This is a genomic window from Salinivibrio sp. YCSC6 (assembly GCF_004916735.1).
GTDB classification, from domain to species: domain Bacteria; phylum Pseudomonadota; class Gammaproteobacteria; order Enterobacterales; family Vibrionaceae; genus Salinivibrio; species Salinivibrio proteolyticus.
Genome location: NZ_CP039516.1, coordinates 1,735,575 through 1,752,827 on the forward strand (window position 1 = coordinate 1,735,575; position 17,253 = coordinate 1,752,827).

Here is a 17,253-nt window from a genome sequence, read left to right on the forward strand (position 1 = left end):
CTTGCTGGAAAGAGGGATGCAGATAAATATGAGTAACTCGCCAAGCAGCCTATCGACTGTCATCAAGCTAGGTGTTTATCTTACCAGCAGTTCCCATGCAAACAAATCACACCTCCGTGCTAGACGCCTTCCACGAGCTTAGGATTAGAACCGTATTGATTGCTGTTTTGATCGCCTTCTAGCGCGCAGAGTACCAGTATGACTGCCATCCCAAGCAGAGGTATGAACAAAAGCAGTAGCCACCACGCTGAACGTCCTGTGTCATGTAGCCGTCTTGATGTCACCGCCAAGGTTGGCAGCAGCAAGGCTAATGAATACACCATGCTCAACACAACCAATCCCGAGAACTCTGCGACAATATTAATCGCCAACGAGATACAAAAGTTAACCAGAAAAAACATCCAGTATTCCTGGCGGTGCGCACGTCCAGAAAATGTAGCGTACTGGCGCAATACTTTTAAATACCATTCCATACGTTAATCACCTTTTAGCAATAAAGCCGATAATACGTATCTTAGAATGAGGAATGCCGTTAGGACCATGTCAGTGATAAGACATCTGACTGTTTTATCATCAGCTTGGGAGCCTTATCACTGATTTCTTACACAATAGAAGGCGGTTAGCTTTGCAAACCCGCTGCGTGCATCAAAAGCTTAAATAGCCAAGAGACAGCCCCCAATGCCGCTACACTGACTCCCCAGATAGCGATTAACCAAAGCCAACGCTGCCAAGTCGGTTTTGTCATACCAGCCATCAGTGATAGGCCTCGTCCGGATTCACTTTGCCACTAAAGACACGGTAACTCCAATAGGTGTACATCAAAATAACCGGGATGATAAATACCGCACCAATCAGCATAAATTGCAAGCTTTGTTGTGGTGAAGCAGCCTGCCAAATTGTGATACTGGGTGGAATGATATGTGGCCAAATGCTGATGCCGAGGCCAATAAACCCGAGCAGGGTGACACACAACGCCATAATAAATGGACGATGGTGAGCCTGATCAGGACGGGTACGCCAAAGACGGAGTAAACAAAGAGCGGTCAATAAAGGAACTGGGGAGAGAATGAGCAAATTTGGCAGACTAAACCAACGGTCGGCAACCCCCGGATACGCAAATGGCGTCCAGACACTGACTATCGCAATACTTATCGCCATCAACACAACCAGTCGACGGCTCAAGTGGTACATACGCATTTGCAACGCATGCTCCGTTTTCATGATCAGCCAAGTGGCTCCCAGTAAACCGTACGCAATGATCAGTCCTATACCGCAAAAGAGAGGAAACGGTGCCAACCAATCGAGGCCGCCACCAGCAAAAGCACGTCCTTCAACTGGAAAGCCTTCAATCACCGCACCCACAGTCACCCCTTGGAAAAAGGTGGCAAAAATAGACCCCGCCATAAAGGCGGTATCCCAAAAGCCATGATGCCCGGGCAACGCTTTGAAACGGAACTCAAACGCCACACCACGAAAAATAAGCGCCACCAACATCAAGGTGAGCGGGATTGTTAATGCATCAACAATCACAGCATACGCCAAGGGAAAAGCACCAAATAATGCCGCCCCACCAAGGACCAACCAAGTTTCATTGCCATCCCATACCGGCGCGACACTGTTAACCATCAAATCGCGCTCTTCGCGCTCAGTAATAAACGGCATCAGGATTCCGATCCCCAAGTCAAATCCGTCCATCACGATATACATTAAAGTGGCAAACACGATGATGCCAAACCAAATCATTGCTAAATCCATGTTTTCCCCTTAGACACGGCCAGAGACAGTTAACGGTTCATGCGGTGTATCATCATGCTGATCCGGACCTAATTTAATTTGATGGATCATATAGATGTACCCCAACCCAAAGACCAAGCCGTACACTACAAAGAAACTGATCAAGCTAATACTCATGTGCAAGTCACCGTGGGCAGACACCGCATCTTGGGTGCGTAAAAGGCCATGCACTACCCAAGGTTGGCGCCCTACCTCAGTGGTTACCCAGCCAGCTAGAATCGCGACCAACCCCGCCGGCCCCATATAGAAAGCAAAACGGAGCAGCCCTTGGTGTTCAAACAGACGTCCTTTATAGCGCTGCCACGCCGCCACTAGTCCAAGTGTGATCATCAATAGCCCTAAGCCCACCATCAGACGAAACGCCCAGAAGACCACGAGCGAATTGGGTCTGTCTTCCGCAGGGAATTCCTTTAGCGCTGGGATTTGCTCGGTCAAACTATGTTTTAAGATCAGGCTCCCCAAATAGGGAATCTCTAATTTGTAGCGGGTGGTTTCCGCCTCCATGTCCGGTAAGCCAAATAAAATAAGCGGCGTGGGTTCACCATGGCTGTTGTCCCAATGCCCTTCCATCGCTGCTATTTTGGCAGGTTGGTATTCCAAGGTGTTCAGGCCATGTAAATCACCAATAAACGCTTGAATAGGCGCGGTGAACAACAGCATCCACATAGACATCGAAAACATCCGCTTTACGGCTGGGCTGCGCTGCCCTTTGAGCAGGTGCCACGCCGCCGACGCACCAACAAATAAGGCACTGGATAAAAACGCCGCGACCACCATATGCGCTAAGCGATAAGGGAAAGAGGGATTAAACACCACCGCGAACCAATCTACAGGTACTACTTGACCATTGACGACTTCATGCCCTTGTGGCGTGTGCATCCAACTGTTGGAGGCTAAAATCCAAAAGGCAGAGATCACGGTGCCCAACGCGACCATGGACGTGGCGAAAAAGTGCAAGCGATCACCGACACGCTGCCAACCAAACAGCATCACACCAAGAAATCCGGCTTCTAAAAAGAACGCCGTAAGTACCTCATAAGTCAGCAGTGGACCAGTGATACTGCCCGCAAACTCGGAAAAGCCGCTCCAGTTGGTGCCAAATTGGTATGCCATCACCAACCCAGACACCACGCCCATCCCGAAGTTGACCGCGAAAATTTTTGACCAGAAAAGATAAAGGGTTTTGTACTCCTGCTCGCGAGTTTTAAGCCATAGCCCCTCAAGCACCGCAAGGTAGCAGGCAAGGCCGATAGTAATTGCAGGAAAGATAATGTGAAAAGAAACCGTAAACGCGAATTGAATACGGGCCAACATAAAGGCATCAAGACCAAACATACGTGAAGTCAACTTTAGTAATTAGACCAACGCGCATGGTAGAAGCCCATTTTTAATGTGCCCATACACAGACGACTCAGATTAACCTATAACAGTTTGATGTTTTCAGTGTTATAGTCTGGTTCACTTAGCGGTGATTATGGAAGGAAGATGTCTAAGTATCAGCAGCTTAGCGAGCAGATCAAACAACAAATTCAAGCCGGCATTTGGCATGTGGGAGAAAAGCTCCCCTCGCTGAGAAAACAGGCCGCTTATTCAGGGTTGAGTGTCATGACGGTACTCCAAGCCTACCAACTGCTAGAAAGCCAAGGGTGGATTGTTTCTCAGTCCCGCTCCGGTTACCGCGTCGCTCCCCATGCCGAACTCGACGATAACAAGCCAGACAGTGCGATTCACCCTGCAGAATCTGTCGATATCAATGACTATATTTTCGATGTGTTGCAAGCCAGCCGCTCGCCGGGCATGGCAAGCTATGGGCATGCCTATGTTGATCCCCTACTCGCCCCTCGCCATCAAGTAAACCGCTCGCTCACCACTGCGGTGCGTTTTATGTCGATTCATAGTGTGGTCGACAATCTTCCCCCGGGTAATGCCCAACTACGTCACCTGATTGCTCAACGCTATGCAGCGCAGGGGATGCAGGTTTCTCCCGATGAAATCGTGATCACCGCGGGCGGGTTGGATGCGCTTAACCTGAGCTTACGCGCGGTCACACAACCTGGCGATTGGGTCGCTGTTGAAAGTCCGGCGTTTTACGGTGCGCTACAAGCCCTTGAAAACCGGGGGCTCAAAGCGATGGCGATCCGAACACATCCGACGGAAGGGATTGATCTCGATGCACTTGAACGCGCCATGCAAACGCATCCAATCCGCGCTTGTTGGCTGATGAGCAATCATCAAAATCCGTTGGGATATTCGCTGTCAGACGCGAAAAAAGCACGCCTTGCCGAACTCGTCAAACGCTATCAGGTGTATTTAATCGAAGACGATGTCTATGGCGAACTCTATGATGGCGAACACAAACCGCACCCTACTAAAGCGTTCGATAACAGCGGTCATGTTTTGCACTGCTCGTCTTTCTCAAAAACCTTGGTCGATGCCTTTCGCCTTGGTTGGGTGGCAGCTGGTGATCAAGCCCAGAAACTACAAAAGCTGCAACTAATGAGCACAGTGACCACCAGCGTCCCCATTCAACTTGCCGTCGCGCATTATCTTCATAACCGCAACTATGAACACCACCTAAAGCAGCTGCGTCGCACACTGGCTGAACGAAAAAAAGCGACCTATCAGTTTCTGATCGCCCATTTACCGCAAGGCGTTAGTGTCATTAACAGCCAAGGAGGGTATTTTTTATGGATAACTTTGCCCAAAGGCAGTGATACTACCGCGCTTTACCACCTTGCACTCAAACACCATATCAGTATCGCGCCGGGTAATATGTTTGCGACACACGCACAGTTTGTTCATTGCTTTCGGTTGAATGCCTCTTACCCGCTCGATCATTCACATAAAAATGCGCTGGCAACCTTATGTGATTTGATTGCACAGCACATAAAAAAAGCTGAGCGCTAGGCTCAGCTAAAAGACAGTACCAAAAAGACCTTATTTAATGGAGAAAGGAATTGCTAAGGTTAATTTAAAATCGTCCTCATCTTGGAATAGATTGGTGTAGCCATTCCAGCTTGGTGCATCAGTATCATTGAAGTACTGCGTGAAGTAAAAACTGACCTTCGCATCTTTAAGTGCACCATTTTGAATCGCATAATTTGCAAACAGACTGTAGGAGTACTCTTTTAGATCATCATACCCTTTGGCGGATGATCCAAAGCCATAAGCACCGTTAAAGCCTGCACTAAAGCCTTTAGCCCCAATATCCGAGAAATCACGCGATAATGACCCAAATAGCGCCAGTTCTTCATCATGGTTAAAATCCGAGCGGTTATTCCACCAAATATCATAGGCACCATTAGAGCCGCCATATTGACTCGTCAAACGATACGCTAGATTTTGTACCTTAGCAGGGTCTCCTGAATCGGCCTCGGTATAAGTTGCTTCTGCTCGATACGAGTACTGACCTGATGACACACTAGTAAGCATCGCGAGTTGGAATGCCGTGCTATCATATTGCTCATCATCATCGACCACATAAAGTTGTGGCGACCAATACACGCCACCTTCGGTCGTGCCTTTCACTTTAACGTGCGCATTCCAGCGGTCACCATCAGTTAATGCACCATATGCTGCATCAATAGAAATACCGTTATCCAAAGTATAAACAGCACCTAGTGAATACGCTGTGCCAGCATCTTCTCCGTTGGTGGTTTGAAATTCATAGGTTTCTTTAAACCAAGGCGCCTTATAGCGCTCAGAAACGACAAGACCCATATTAAGATTATCGAACTTCAGGCCTAACTCCCCACCTACATGAGTGCCCGGCGCAAACGACCAGTTAACACCAATTGTGCTTGGCACAGAGGGCTGAAAATAACCAAGCTTCGCCGTGACATTGTCACCAAACTTAAATTTAGCCGCTGCGGTAGCCAGTGATACGCCATTATCCGTACATTCCTCGTCCCATGCGCCCGTACACTCGCTATCATCTGGCTGCTTGTCGTAGGGGTTATTCACGCCCCAAAAGTTCATTTCGTGGTCGGGGCCACCGTTTTGCCACATATCAAATGTACTAAAGGCCATCAGATCAAGGCCAACCACTTCCGCCGCGTAGCCTGAGTTAAAGGCAAGATTTGCGTAGATAGAGCCGTGGTCAAGGTTGGTTTCTTTGGCAGTATCGTTGCCATTGGCATCTGTACCTGCGCGATCACGGGCTCGCATCCAAAAGTTGAGATTGCCACTAATCGTCGCATCAGAGAAAAAAGGAGAGGTACTTGTCGAATAATCTGTTGTTGCTTCCTGTGAGAGTGCTGGCATTGCCACGCCAGCAGAGAGTACTGCCGCAGCTAATGCGGATAATTTAAAAATCTTATTCATGGAAAACTCCTGCTGCCTCCAAGATTTTTGGTTTTGCCTCTGTGCGTTATTTAGTGTTTTAGAGTTCAAAACCGATTTGAAAACCGAGCTTGTCGCCCGCGTTTTCGCCCCGCTGCTTACACATTTCGTGTAACCACATCTCCAGACTAAATACGCAGAGAAAAACATCAATATAATCTTATTTTTTGGTGCGAATAATATGATAGAGGGCAAGATTCTGACAGTTTCATGACATAGATCTTACTTTCAATGTAACCACTGATAAGAATATAAATAACTGATTTATAGAATAAAAAATAAATTTACGGCCAGCATGACATAGGATTCACGCTCCTGAGAGCTTGTCATCACAACCTCAGGCTTTTAATGCATAGGCTTCAACGCCTCACCGCTTAACTGACAAAAAACCTAGTAAAAACTGACGTAAAACCTCACAACTTGTTTAACGTTACAAATAAATGGCTTATTAAAACGCTCTAAAACTCTGTTAATTTACAACATAAATTATTTAATGACGCTTTTTAGCCGTGATCACCCGCACTAATTGATGAAACATGAAATTTTAAAACGAAAAATAAGTACAACTAATCAAAACCGTCCAACCATGTGCAACAGATGATAATAAGGATCGTCCGCTTAATTGAGACGTATCGCTAAACATGGCGATGGGCATGAACACATTACGGATGACAGGCAAAACGAATTAAACCATAAAAAACAAGACCATCATCAAAGGTTCATGGCGAACGTAGTCCGTCAAGCGGTGTTGCGTGATAAGTTGGTAAATACTTAACAGAGAAATCAGACACGTCGCATGTAACGTCAACCAGCTAAAAAGGGATCCACTGTAAATGAAAGGACTTCGTTGGGTTGCGCCACCACTTATTCTTGCCCTTGGCTACCTCGCCTATACGGCAATCGCTGCGACTGAACCTCAAACTGAGGCAGACGTTGTTTCACAAGCCGCGCCAGTGGTAGAAACTCAAGTCATTTCTCCGATGCAACACCAAGTTGTCCTCCGAGCACACGGTGAAGTAATGCCGGTTGAGACCACTCAAGTCGCGGCTCAGGTCTCAGGTGAAGTGGTCAGTTGGCATCCAAGCTTTGTCGCTGGCGGTATTGTGAAACGTGGAGAAATCCTTTTTGCCATCGAACCGGATAATTATGAGGCTGCTGTGCTAAGCGCTGAAGCGGATCTCGCCAGCGCCAAAGCCGCGCTGATTGAAGAACAAGCGCAAGCCGCTGTCGCTCAGCGACAAGCGAAGACACTCCCCGCCTCACAAGTGACAGATTTGTACTTGAGAAAGCCTCAAGTTCTCAGTGCACAGGCGCGCGTCAAATCCGCACAGGCTGCGCTCAAACGCGCAAAGCGCGATCTTGCTAACTGCAAGGTGACAGCACCTTATGATGCCTTAGTAGTGTCTCGCGAAATCGGGGTTGGCCAATACATCAACATCGGCACGCCTGTCGCGACACTCAACAATATTGAATCAGCGGAGATTCATCTCCCCATTCCCGGCTTTGATAGTGCTTTTCTGCCGACGCAGTTGGCTGGTATCGGGGCCACTATTACACGTAACAGTGCGCAACCCGTTTCTCGGCAAGGAAAGGTCGTTAGAGATTTAGGGGTGGTTGAAAAACGCACCCGAATGATGCAAGTGGTCGTAAGGCTTGATGACCCTTATGGGATCAATAGCGACGCAATGCCTCTTCCGTTCGGTAGCTATGTCGAAGTCACGTTTACGGGCACCACACTGAGTAACGTTTTTAAATTGCCTCAGGAGTTAATTCAGAATCGACAAGTTTGGGTGGTAAACGATAACAATGAACTGATGCCACGGACGATACGAGTCGTCCGCACGGAAGGCGAATTTATGTTTGCCGACCAAGGTCTAGAACCAAACGACAGGTTGGTCGTCACCCTACCGGAATTTCCAGAAAAGGGAACGACGGTGCGCCTCGCCTCTCAGGTAGCGGAGGCCAATAATGAGTGATTCGACACAATCACGTGGCCTGATCGCCTACTTTGCTCATAACCCGGTCGCCGCTAACCTGATCATGATTTTTATTATTGTGATGGGAGTCGCTAGCTACTTTTTTATCCAGCGTCAGATGTTCCCCAACATTGAAATCAATTATATCCATATCACCGCCGACTACCCTGGCGCCTCACCACAAGAAGTCGAAGAGAGTATCTTGGTCAAAGTGGAGGAAGCCATCAAAGATGTCAGCGGCATTGAGTCTGTGGTTTCTACGGCAAGACGAGGCTATGGCCGCGTCGCGATTGAAGTCGATGTCGGCGAAGATCTCAACCTTGTCCTTGATAGAGTCAAACAAAAAGTCGATGCCTTATCTAACTTACCCGGCAATATGGAACCACTGACTGTCGCGCAAGTTGAGTTTCGACAAACCGTGATAAGCATGGCGGTGGTAGGCGATAAACCTCTCACCGAGCTTAAGCCTGTGGCGCAGAAAATTGAAGATGAATTGCTCCAACTTGAAGACGTAACACTGGTTGAACTCAGCGCTCCTACCTATGAAATTGCGATTGAAGTCCCTCCACAGGTACTGCAGAAATACAATCTGACCTTGAATCAGGTCAGTGATGCTATCGCCCGTTATTCTGCGAACTTCTCTGCGGGTGAAGTGCGCACCAACAATGGCATGATCTCCATTCGGGTTGAGAACCAACGTTATCGTGGCGACGAATTCCGCTCGATTCCGATCAAAATTGGCCCCAATGGCAGCCGTTTGCTGCTTCAAGATATTGCCACTATCAAAGACGGCTTCACCGAAGGCGAGCTGTATTTTAAATACTCAGGGCAAAATGCCATTTTCTTAAATGTACAAGCGACAGCGTCCGAAAATATGGTGACGGTCGCCGACGCGGTGAACCAGTACATTGACGCCAAAAACCAGACCTTACCGCCAGGGTTAAAGCTAAAGTCGGTCGTTGATATGACCTACTACCTAAACGCTCGCCTCGATATGATGCTTAAAAACCTGCTTCAAGGGGCGGTATTGGTTGCGCTATTGCTTACCGTTTTCTTGCGTTTCAAGCTCGCGATGTGGGTAATGATTGGCCTACCGGTGTGCTTTTTAGGTGCCGTGATGTTAATGCCATTGATTGGCGTGAGCATCAATATTGTCTCGCTTTTCGCATTTATTATGGTGTTGGGGATTGTTGTCGACGATGCCATCGTGATCGGTGAAAGTGTCTACACCCAAGTTGAAAAAGTCGGCGGTGGCGTGGATAACGTGGTTAAAGGGGCACAACGCGTCGCGACACCCGCCACATTCGGCGTACTCACCACCATTGCGGTGTTCGCTCCCTTTATCATGTCCAGCGGCCCAGAGCGCGCCTTCTTCTTCGGTATCGCATCGATCGTTATGTTGTGTCTGGTGTTTAGCTTAATTGAATCTAAGCTGATTTTACCAGCTCACCTTGCACACACCCATTTTACGCCCCCCAAGCACCACAGTATAAGGGAGCGATTCAATCAACAGTTCCAACGTTTTATCCGTGGTCCATACCAACGAGCAGTCACATTCTGCGTGCATTGGCGCTGGTCGGTGCTTGCCTCCTTTATCACCCTGCTGGCGATTGCGATTGGTCTGGTTACTGCGAACCATGTGCGTATGGTGCCAACACCTAAAGTCCCGCATGACTTTCCCAGCATCAATCTGACCATGAATAACAATGCGTCCAGTGAACAAACCATTGACGCCCTCAAGGCTATCGAGAGCATGGTATATCGCGTTGATGACCAAATCGCGTTAGAAACTGGGCAACACATCATTAAAGATACCCTCGTATTTAACGATGGACGCACATCTGGCGAGTTGGTGATCCCCTTGGTCGATGACGACGTTCGTCCTTTCACCACCTTTGAGCTGTCTCGTCGTTGGCGCGAAGCAATGCCAGATATTCCCGGCGTGAAAACACTCACGATTCAGGATGATGTTAATGGCGGTGAAGACGGCGACGAGTTTGGCTACCTCTTGTTCGGACCCGATATCACTACCTTGAATCAAGCGGGGCGTGCACTGATGTCTCGACTTAATCAGCAGCCGGGCCTTTACGATATCTCCTCGTCAATTGACTCAGGGAGTCAAGAGGTGCTCATCTCACTGACACCCGTCGCTTATGATCTCGGGCTCGATCTGACCACCATTGCCACGCAGGTGGGAGGAAGCTTCTATGGCGGCGAAGCGCAACGGATGATCCGCGACGGCGAAGAGGTGAAAGTGATGGTACGTTACCCCAAACTCACCCGTGAAGCCTTCTCATCACTGCGTTATGCCATCATTACCACGCCATCAGGCCAACAAGTGATGCTAGGGGATGTGGTGGAGCTAAAACAACAGCCGGGCGTGAACAGTTTACGACGAGAGGCAGGATTCCGTACCGTATATGTGTATGGCGCGATCGACGAAGAGCAAGTGGAGCCTGGCGCGATTATCGACACCATCAATCAGGACATTATTCCCGATATTCTGGCGCGTTATCCCGATGTCACCACCGAGCTAAGCGGCTCAATAGAAGAGCAGCAAGCCCAGCAAAACGAGCAGATCTTGTTCTTTATTGCGGGGATGATAGTGGTGTATGCCCTGCTCGCGGTGCCGCTAAAAAGCTACACACAGCCGTTGATCATTATGTCCGTGATCCCCTTTAGCTTAACCGGCGCCATATGGGGGCACTATTGGTTTGATATCGATCTGAGCTTGATGTCGACATTTGGTCTGATCGCAGCTGCAGGTGTGGTGGTGAATGACTCCTTGGTGATGACGGATTACATCAATCGTGCTCGAGAAGCGGGAGTTGCGATAAAACAAGCGGTAATAGAAGCCGGTTGTGCGCGTTTTCGTGCCATTACGCTCACCTCTATCACCACCTTTGCAGGGGTGCTCCCCATCATGTTTGAAACCAGCCTGCAGGCACGGTTCGTGATCCCCATGGCGGTCGCGCTCGGTTTTGCAGTGATGTTTGCGACCCTACTGACGCTATTCTTGGTCCCATGCTTGTATCTTATTTTGCAAGACATTGGCCACCTTTTTCGCCGTCTTGCGGCGCGTTTGCTCCCCAAGCGTCATCACGCTAGCGAGGCATAAATGGCCGGCCGAGTGCTGCGCCTTGCGCCCCTGAGCTGTCCAGCTGGTTCGCGATTGCCGTCATCGCGAGCCAGCGGTTCTCGCACCATAAAGGGGCCAGCAATGTAGGTGGACGGGCACTGGCAGACACACGATGATATACCACCTCTGGCGGTGTTCGCTGGATCATCATGGTCGCGCTGCGTACATAGTCGTCTAAAGACATCGCAAACTGACGCCCTGCTCGCCACGCCTTCGCCATGGTACTGCCTTCGACAATATGCAATGGGTGGAGCTTAACCCCATCCGTCCCGACACCCACGACCCGATCAATGGTTTGCTGATGTGCCGCTAAGTCTTCGCCTGGCAAACCCACGATCAAATGGGTACAGACTTTTATCCCCAACGCACGCGCCTGCTGGGTAACAGCTTCATAGACGGCAACATCGTGGCCGCGATTAATGCGCTTTAGGGTTTTATCGTGAGCGGTTTGTAAGCCAAGCTCTAACCAGACCTCAAACCCTTGTTGGTGATAGTCTGCCAACAACGCCAATACGGCCTGTGGCACACAATCAGGGCGTGTACCGACACAAAGCCCCACCATATTTTCCCGCGCGAGTGCTTGCTCGTACAAGGCTTTTAAGCGTGTGACTTCGTCGTAAGTACTGGTATAGGCCTGAAAATAGGCAAGGTAGCGTCGAGCGCGATCAACTTCTTTAGCCCGTTGCTGCAATTGCTGGCTTACCGAGCCATGCTGAGCCTGCTCATCGGCAAACGAAGCCACATTGCAAAATGTGCACCCGCCTCGCCCAAGTGTGCCATCACGATTGGGACAGCTAAAACCGCCATGCAATGTGAGCTTATGAACACGTTCGCCATAACGATATTTTAAGTCTTGGCCCAGTGTATTGACTAATTGATGAAGCTCCATATGGCCTCAGAAAAGAAATGAAAGGCGGCATTTTAGCAAGTGGTATCGACAAGATATTGGGACGGATCAAGCAAAGGTTCACTCATGCCTACAACGAAAAAACCCGCCGTACTGGCGGGTTTGAATCACAAGCGCTGTGGCTTAGTCAGCCTTGGTTTTTTTCTTACGTTTGTCGGTGACTTCCCACTGACCATCAACAAAGAACGCTGACCAACCTGTCGGTTTTCCGTCTTCTTCACTGCGCACATAGTTTTCTTTTGTTTTGCGCGCAAAGCGAACCACTGTCGGACGTCCGTCCGGATCTTCCTGCGGCGCATCTGCTAAGTATTTGAACTTATCAGAAATACGGTCTTTAAAGCGGTGAAGCTCTTCAACCAAAGGTGCGCGCGTTTCACGAGATTTCGGAAAATTACTCGCGGCCATAAATAGGCCCGATGCACCATCACGCAATACGAAATACGCATCCGAGTTTTCACACGGCAACTCGGGGAAATGCACGGGATCTTCTTTCGGTGGAGCAATCTCACCATTTTTGAGGATCTTACGCGTGTTCTTACATTCCTCGTTAGTACAACCCATGTATTTACCGAAACGGCCATTTTTCAGCACCATATCGCTACCACACTTGTCGCACTCAACGACCGGGCCATCGTAGCCTTTTGGCTTGAATTCACCTTTTTCGACCACATAACCTTCACAGCTTGGGTTATTACCACAAACGTGCAGTTTTCGGTGCTGGTCGATTAGGTAAGAATCCATGGCGGTTTCGCAAATCGGACAACGCTTCATTGCTCGAAGATCGGCCGTTTCAACGTCTTCCTCAAGCACGTTGACAATACCATCTTCATCCATCAGGTTGATGGTGGTTTTACAACGCTCTTTCGGTGGTAACGCGTAGCCTGAACAACCAAGGAATACCCCTGTCGACGCGGTACGAATACCCATTTTACGGCCACAGGTTGGACAGTCGATATCTGTCATCACCATGTAGTTGGGCTTCATCCCACCGTCGTCTTCGTCTTGCTCTGCGGTTTCCAGCTCCGACGTAAAGTCGGCAAAAAAGTTATCGAGCACTGCCTTCCAATCGATATCACCGACGGCAATTTTGTCTAACGACGCTTCCATCCGCGCGGTAAAATCATAATCCATCAGATCAGCGAAGCTATGGTTGAGTCGATCGGTCACAATTTCGCCCATCTTCTCAGCGTAAAAGCGACGGTTTTCAACCCGCACATACCCGCGGTCTTGAATGGTGGAAATGATAGACGCATAAGTCGATGGTCGACCGATCCCTCTCTTTTCAAGCTCTTTTACCAGTGCGGCCTCAGTAAAACGTGCCGGTGGCTTGGTAAAGTGCTGCTTAGGATCAAGCTGCTCTAACTTGAGGGTTTCACCCACATCGACAGCCGGTAAGGTTTGATCCTCGTTCTTACCCGATGGGCGTTGAACGCGTGTCCAACCATCAAAGCGCAGCGTGCGACCCTTCGCTTTCAGCGAGAAATCACCGGCTGCGACGGTCAGTGTGGTTGAATCATACTTCGCCGGCATCATTTGACAGGCAACAAACTGGCGCCAAATCAAGTCATACAGACGATGGGCGTCTGGGTCCATGCCTTGCAGATCACTCGCGCTCACACCCACGTCAGAGGGACGAATCGCTTCGTGCGCTTCCTGTGCATTCGCCTTCGCACCATACACATTTGCAGACTCTGGCAAATATTGCTCGCCATATTCACTCGCAATATGGCCACGGGCTGCCTCGACCGCTTCTTTACTGAGGTTGGTTGAGTCGGTACGCATGTAGGTAATGTAACCGGCTTCATACAAACGCTGAGCCAGCATCATGGTCTTTTTCACCCCAAAGCCCAAGCGGGTACTGGCCGCCTGCTGCAATGTCGAGGTGATATAAGGCGCAGACGGCTTGCTGGTTGACGGACGATCTTCGCGATCGCGTACCACAAAGCTTGCATGCTCAAGCGCCGACACCGCCGCCATGGCCTGATCTTTGTTCTTCGGCTTGAACGCCTTGCCGTTTTGTTGTGCCACCAGCAAGCGAAGTGCCTGTGCGTTCGGCGTTAGGGTATCCGCATGCACATCCCAGAATTCCTCTGGAATAAAGGCTTTAATCTCATGCTCGCGTTCAACCAGCAGTTTTACCGCCACCGACTGAACACGACCCGCCGATAGGCCACGCGCAACTTTTTTCCACAGCAACGGCGAGACCATAAACCCGACGACACGGTCGAGGAAACGGCGGGCTTGCTGCGCATTGACGCCATCAATATTGATATCGCCCGGTGTTTCAAAGGCTTGTGTAATCGCATTTTTGGTGATTTCGTTAAACACCACACGTTTGAAGCGATCATGGTCGCCACCGATCAGTTCCCGCAGGTGCCAAGCAATGGCTTCCCCTTCGCGGTCCAAATCCGTTGCGAGATAAACGTGATCCGCTTTTTCCGCTAGCTGCTTGAGTTCGGCAACCACTTTCTCCTTACCCGGCAGGACTTGGTATTTCGCTTGCCAACCATTGTAAGGATCGACGCCCATCTTGTTGATGAGCGCCTTCTTTTCTTTTTCTTTCTTGATTCGCGCTTTTTCTTCGGCGCTGAGCCCTTTCGTTGACACTGGAGCGGCTTTTTTGCCGCCCTGCGTCGAACCAGTTGGCAGGTCACGAACATGCCCGACACTCGACTTCACGATGAAGTCTTTGCCGAGGTATTTGTTGATCGTTTTCGCCTTTGCTGGGGACTCCACGATGACGAGAGATTTGCCCATAATGACCTAATGTACGCCCTTTGCGCTAAAAACTGTCTATAATTCGTTGCGTTGCAAACTCATGATAGTGAGTAAGACGCTTTCTGTTTTACAATATTGAGCGAGTCTGACCGAATATCAACTAAATTCGCAGTAAAACACGCTGATTGCTTGTCCCTTCCACAATTGTTAGTTAATTGTGATCATTTATTGTGGTCCATCTTTTAAAGACAGATTCGGGAAAAAACGCGCTAATCATTACCATTGCGACCCGATAAATAGCCAAACAGAAACGATAATTTTTGGCTTGGCTCACAATATTTGTGTGTTTTGACTCCAATCATAGCCAATATTTTGCTCACTCCACGGTTGAAACCACACCATCACGGTGAAACGTGATGGTGTGGTGCCAAACAAGCGTTAAATCAAGGGACGCTGGCCGCGGCTGATCCATTTAAGTAACACGCGATCAGCAACCTCTGCTGATGCGCCTGCAAGCTTTTCTGCGATGTTTTTACGCTGATGATAGCTCACCGCAAGGATATGACGCTCGCTGTTTGCCGCCTCAAATAAGTATTCATCGCTGGTACTCACCGCATCGATAAGACCCAAGTCAATGGCTTGATTACCGAACCAATGCTCACCCGTTGCCACGGTATCCACATTTAATGTCGGACGATGCTCAGTGATAAACCCTTTGAAAAGGTCGTGGGTTTCTTCTAACTCGGTTTGGAATTTTTCACGTGCTTTATCCGTGTTTTCACCAAACATCGTCAGGGTGCGCTTAAATTCACCGGCGGTCAGTTGCTCAAACTCGATATCGTTCTTCTTCAGTAACTTATTAAAGTTTGGTAATTGCGCAATCACACCAATTGACCCGATGATGGCAAACGGTGCTGCAATGATTTTATCCGCCACACACGCCATCATATAGCCACCGCTGGCGGCGACTTTATCGACCGAAATGGTCAAACGCACGCCCGCTTTCCGAATTCTTGCTAACTGCGAAGCGGCAAGACCATAGCCATGCACCATGCCCCCGCCACTTTCTAGACGCACCAACACTTCATCGTCAGATGTCGCCACCGCGAGAATGGCAGAAATTTCTTCGCGTAACCCGTCCACTTCACGGGCATCGATACTGCCCTTAAAGGTCAGTACAAACAATCGCGGCTCTCGTGACGAGTTGTGCTCGCTGTCTTTCTTCGCCGCGGCTTTTTGGGCTTTCTTTTCCGCCTTCTTGGCTTTTTTCTCTGCCTTATCACGCGCCTTTAGCTCAGCCTCATTGTAAAGGTGGTGTTCCAGTGCTTCACGATGATGCTTAAAGCTCTCAGTCAGATCGGTGATCTTCAGGCTCCCCTTTTGTCCGCCCTTGTCGTTCGCGGCACGAACCAGGGCAACCAGTACCACTGCAGCCACTAAAAAGGTGATGACTTTGGCCAAAAACAGCCCATAATCCGCAATAAATTCCAATGTTGTATCCTCTTTGTCTCGCTTTGGTGGCAATGCCTTAATACAGCGCATCACGCGCTTGGTTGTCACACATCACCCGCAACCTTACAATAATCTACGTTTAACAATAAATAAGGATTTGTATCGTGGAATATCAAGTTACCTCAAATGCCCTAGCAGGTCGCGTCATTTTAGTGACCGGTGCAGGCGCAGGTATTGGCCGTCAAGCCGCATTAAGTTACGCCGAAAAAGGCGCAACGGTTATTTTGCTGGGCCGTACTGTGAAAAAGCTTGAAGCCGTATACGACGAGATTGATGCGATGGGCGCGCCACAGCCAGCCATTATCCCATTGGATATGCTCGGCGCCACACGTCAGCATTACATGGATATGGCCGATACCATCGAGCAACAGTTTGGTCGCTTAGATGGCGTATTGCATAACGCGGGGCTACTTGGCGTACTCAGCCCTTTCGACCAAATTGATGAGAAGTCGCACGATGATGTCATGCAGGTGAACGTCAAAGCGACCATGCTAATGACACAAGCCCTACTCCCGTTGCTGAAAAAGTCGGATGACGCGCGCATTGTATTTACCACATCAACGGTAGGCCACCAAGGTCGTGCTTATTGGGGCAGTTATGCGATATCTAAGTTTGCGACCGAAGGTATGATGCAAGTACTGGCAGATGAAATGTCTGACACCAAGGTCCGTGTTAATGCTATCAACCCGGGTGGCACCCGCACCAGCATGCGAGCCAGCGCGTTCCCCGGCGAGGATCCACAAACACTGAAAACCCCACTCGATATTATGCCGCTGTATATTTATCTGATGGCGCCAGAAGGTATTAACGAGCACGGTCAGTGTATTGATGCGCAACCGAAACGCTAATCGATAACGCCCCAAGAC

General features: G+C 49.3%; 12 protein-coding genes. 4 read left to right on the forward strand and 8 right to left on the reverse strand.

What is annotated here, in order from left to right; all coding sequences use genetic code 11:
• Positions 1 to 119: 119 nt before the first annotated feature.
• From E8E00_RS07925 to E8E00_RS07940, 4 genes are all read right to left on the reverse strand, one after another.
• Positions 120 to 473, reverse strand: a complete 354-nt coding sequence (locus tag E8E00_RS07925) for a DUF805 domain-containing protein (protein ID WP_069590159.1) — start codon at positions 471 to 473, stop codon at positions 120 to 122.
• A gap of 146 nt (positions 474 to 619) precedes the next feature.
• Positions 620 to 745, reverse strand: coding sequence for a DUF2474 domain-containing protein (locus tag E8E00_RS07930; RefSeq protein ID WP_077456798.1), 126 nt, complete (start codon positions 743 to 745; stop codon positions 620 to 622).
• Between the two features lie 8 nt (positions 746 to 753).
• Entirely contained in the window at positions 754 to 1,755 is a 1,002-nt protein-coding gene (cydB, locus tag E8E00_RS07935; RefSeq protein ID WP_069590157.1) for a cytochrome d ubiquinol oxidase subunit II, read from the reverse strand.
• A gap of 9 nt (positions 1,756 to 1,764) precedes the next feature.
• Positions 1,765 to 3,129: a cytochrome ubiquinol oxidase subunit I gene (locus E8E00_RS07940; protein ID WP_096627978.1), complete on the reverse strand. Its 1,365-nt coding sequence runs from the start codon at positions 3,127 to 3,129 to the stop codon at positions 1,765 to 1,767.
• Positions 3,130 to 3,279: 150 nt separating this feature from the next.
• Here E8E00_RS07940 and E8E00_RS07945 point away from each other — a divergent pair, with 150 nt between their 5' ends.
• Complete coding sequence (locus E8E00_RS07945; protein WP_096627975.1) at positions 3,280 to 4,701, forward strand: PLP-dependent aminotransferase family protein; 1,422 nt, start codon at positions 3,280 to 3,282, stop codon at positions 4,699 to 4,701.
• 30 nt (positions 4,702 to 4,731) lie between these two features.
• Here E8E00_RS07945 and E8E00_RS07950 read toward each other — a convergent pair whose 3' ends face one another.
• Positions 4,732 to 6,117 carry a multidrug transporter gene (locus E8E00_RS07950; protein WP_096627972.1) on the reverse strand — a complete coding sequence of 462 codons (1,386 nt, stop codon included), beginning with the start codon at positions 6,115 to 6,117 and terminating at the stop codon, positions 4,732 to 4,734.
• A gap of 851 nt (positions 6,118 to 6,968) precedes the next feature.
• Between E8E00_RS07950 and E8E00_RS07955 the strand changes: the two genes are divergently transcribed.
• On the forward strand, positions 6,969 to 8,111 hold the full coding sequence (locus E8E00_RS07955) for an efflux RND transporter periplasmic adaptor subunit (protein ID WP_096627969.1): 1,143 nt from the start codon (positions 6,969 to 6,971) through the stop codon (positions 8,109 to 8,111).
• Entirely contained in the window at positions 8,104 to 11,229 is a 3,126-nt protein-coding gene (locus E8E00_RS07960; RefSeq protein ID WP_096627965.1) for an efflux RND transporter permease subunit, read from the forward strand. Before E8E00_RS07955 ends, E8E00_RS07960 begins: the two co-directional genes overlap by 8 nt.
• Here E8E00_RS07960 and E8E00_RS07965 read toward each other — a convergent pair.
• From E8E00_RS07965 to sohB, 3 genes are all read right to left on the reverse strand, one after another.
• Positions 11,216 to 12,139: a TIGR01212 family radical SAM protein gene (locus E8E00_RS07965; protein WP_077456762.1), complete on the reverse strand. Its 924-nt coding sequence runs from the start codon at positions 12,137 to 12,139 to the stop codon at positions 11,216 to 11,218. The genes E8E00_RS07960 and E8E00_RS07965 overlap by 14 nt on opposite strands.
• Positions 12,140 to 12,280: 141 nt before the next feature.
• Complete coding sequence (gene topA, locus E8E00_RS07970; protein ID WP_069590143.1) at positions 12,281 to 14,914, reverse strand: type I DNA topoisomerase; 2,634 nt, start codon at positions 14,912 to 14,914, stop codon at positions 12,281 to 12,283.
• A 399-nt stretch (positions 14,915 to 15,313) separates the two neighbouring features.
• Positions 15,314 to 16,366, reverse strand: coding sequence for a protease SohB (sohB, locus tag E8E00_RS07975; RefSeq protein ID WP_096631353.1), 1,053 nt, complete (start codon positions 16,364 to 16,366; stop codon positions 15,314 to 15,316).
• A 125-nt stretch (positions 16,367 to 16,491) separates the two neighbouring features.
• On the opposite strand from sohB, the gene E8E00_RS07980 reads away from it, so the two are divergent.
• On the forward strand, positions 16,492 to 17,235 hold the full coding sequence (locus tag E8E00_RS07980) for a YciK family oxidoreductase (RefSeq protein ID WP_069590141.1): 744 nt from the start codon (positions 16,492 to 16,494) through the stop codon (positions 17,233 to 17,235).
• Positions 17,236 to 17,253: the final 18 nt, after the last annotated feature.

Bases quoted from the DNA above. Each gene is read 5' to 3' on its own strand.
- E8E00_RS07950 (WP_096627972.1), bottom strand. From the start codon at position 6,117: ATGAATAAGATTTTTAAATTATCCGCATTAGCTGCGGCAGTACTCTCT.
- E8E00_RS07945 (WP_096627975.1), top strand. From the start codon at position 3,280: ATGTCTAAGTATCAGCAGCTTAGCGAGCAGATCAAACAACAAATTCAA.
- E8E00_RS07965 (WP_077456762.1), bottom strand. From the start codon at position 12,139: ATGGAGCTTCATCAATTAGTCAATACACTGGGCCAAGACTTAAAATAT.
- E8E00_RS07955 (WP_096627969.1), top strand. From the start codon at position 6,969: ATGAAAGGACTTCGTTGGGTTGCGCCACCACTTATTCTTGCCCTTGGC.
- E8E00_RS07925 (WP_069590159.1), bottom strand. From the start codon at position 473: ATGGAATGGTATTTAAAAGTATTGCGCCAGTACGCTACATTTTCTGGA.
- E8E00_RS07940 (WP_096627978.1), bottom strand. From the start codon at position 3,129: ATGTTTGGTCTTGATGCCTTTATGTTGGCCCGTATTCAATTCGCGTTT.
- topA (WP_069590143.1), bottom strand. From the start codon at position 14,914: ATGGGCAAATCTCTCGTCATCGTGGAGTCCCCAGCAAAGGCGAAAACG.
- E8E00_RS07930 (WP_077456798.1), bottom strand. From the start codon at position 745: ATGACAAAACCGACTTGGCAGCGTTGGCTTTGGTTAATCGCTATCTGG.
- E8E00_RS07960 (WP_096627965.1), top strand. From the start codon at position 8,104: ATGAGTGATTCGACACAATCACGTGGCCTGATCGCCTACTTTGCTCAT.
- cydB (WP_069590157.1), bottom strand. From the start codon at position 1,755: ATGGATTTAGCAATGATTTGGTTTGGCATCATCGTGTTTGCCACTTTA.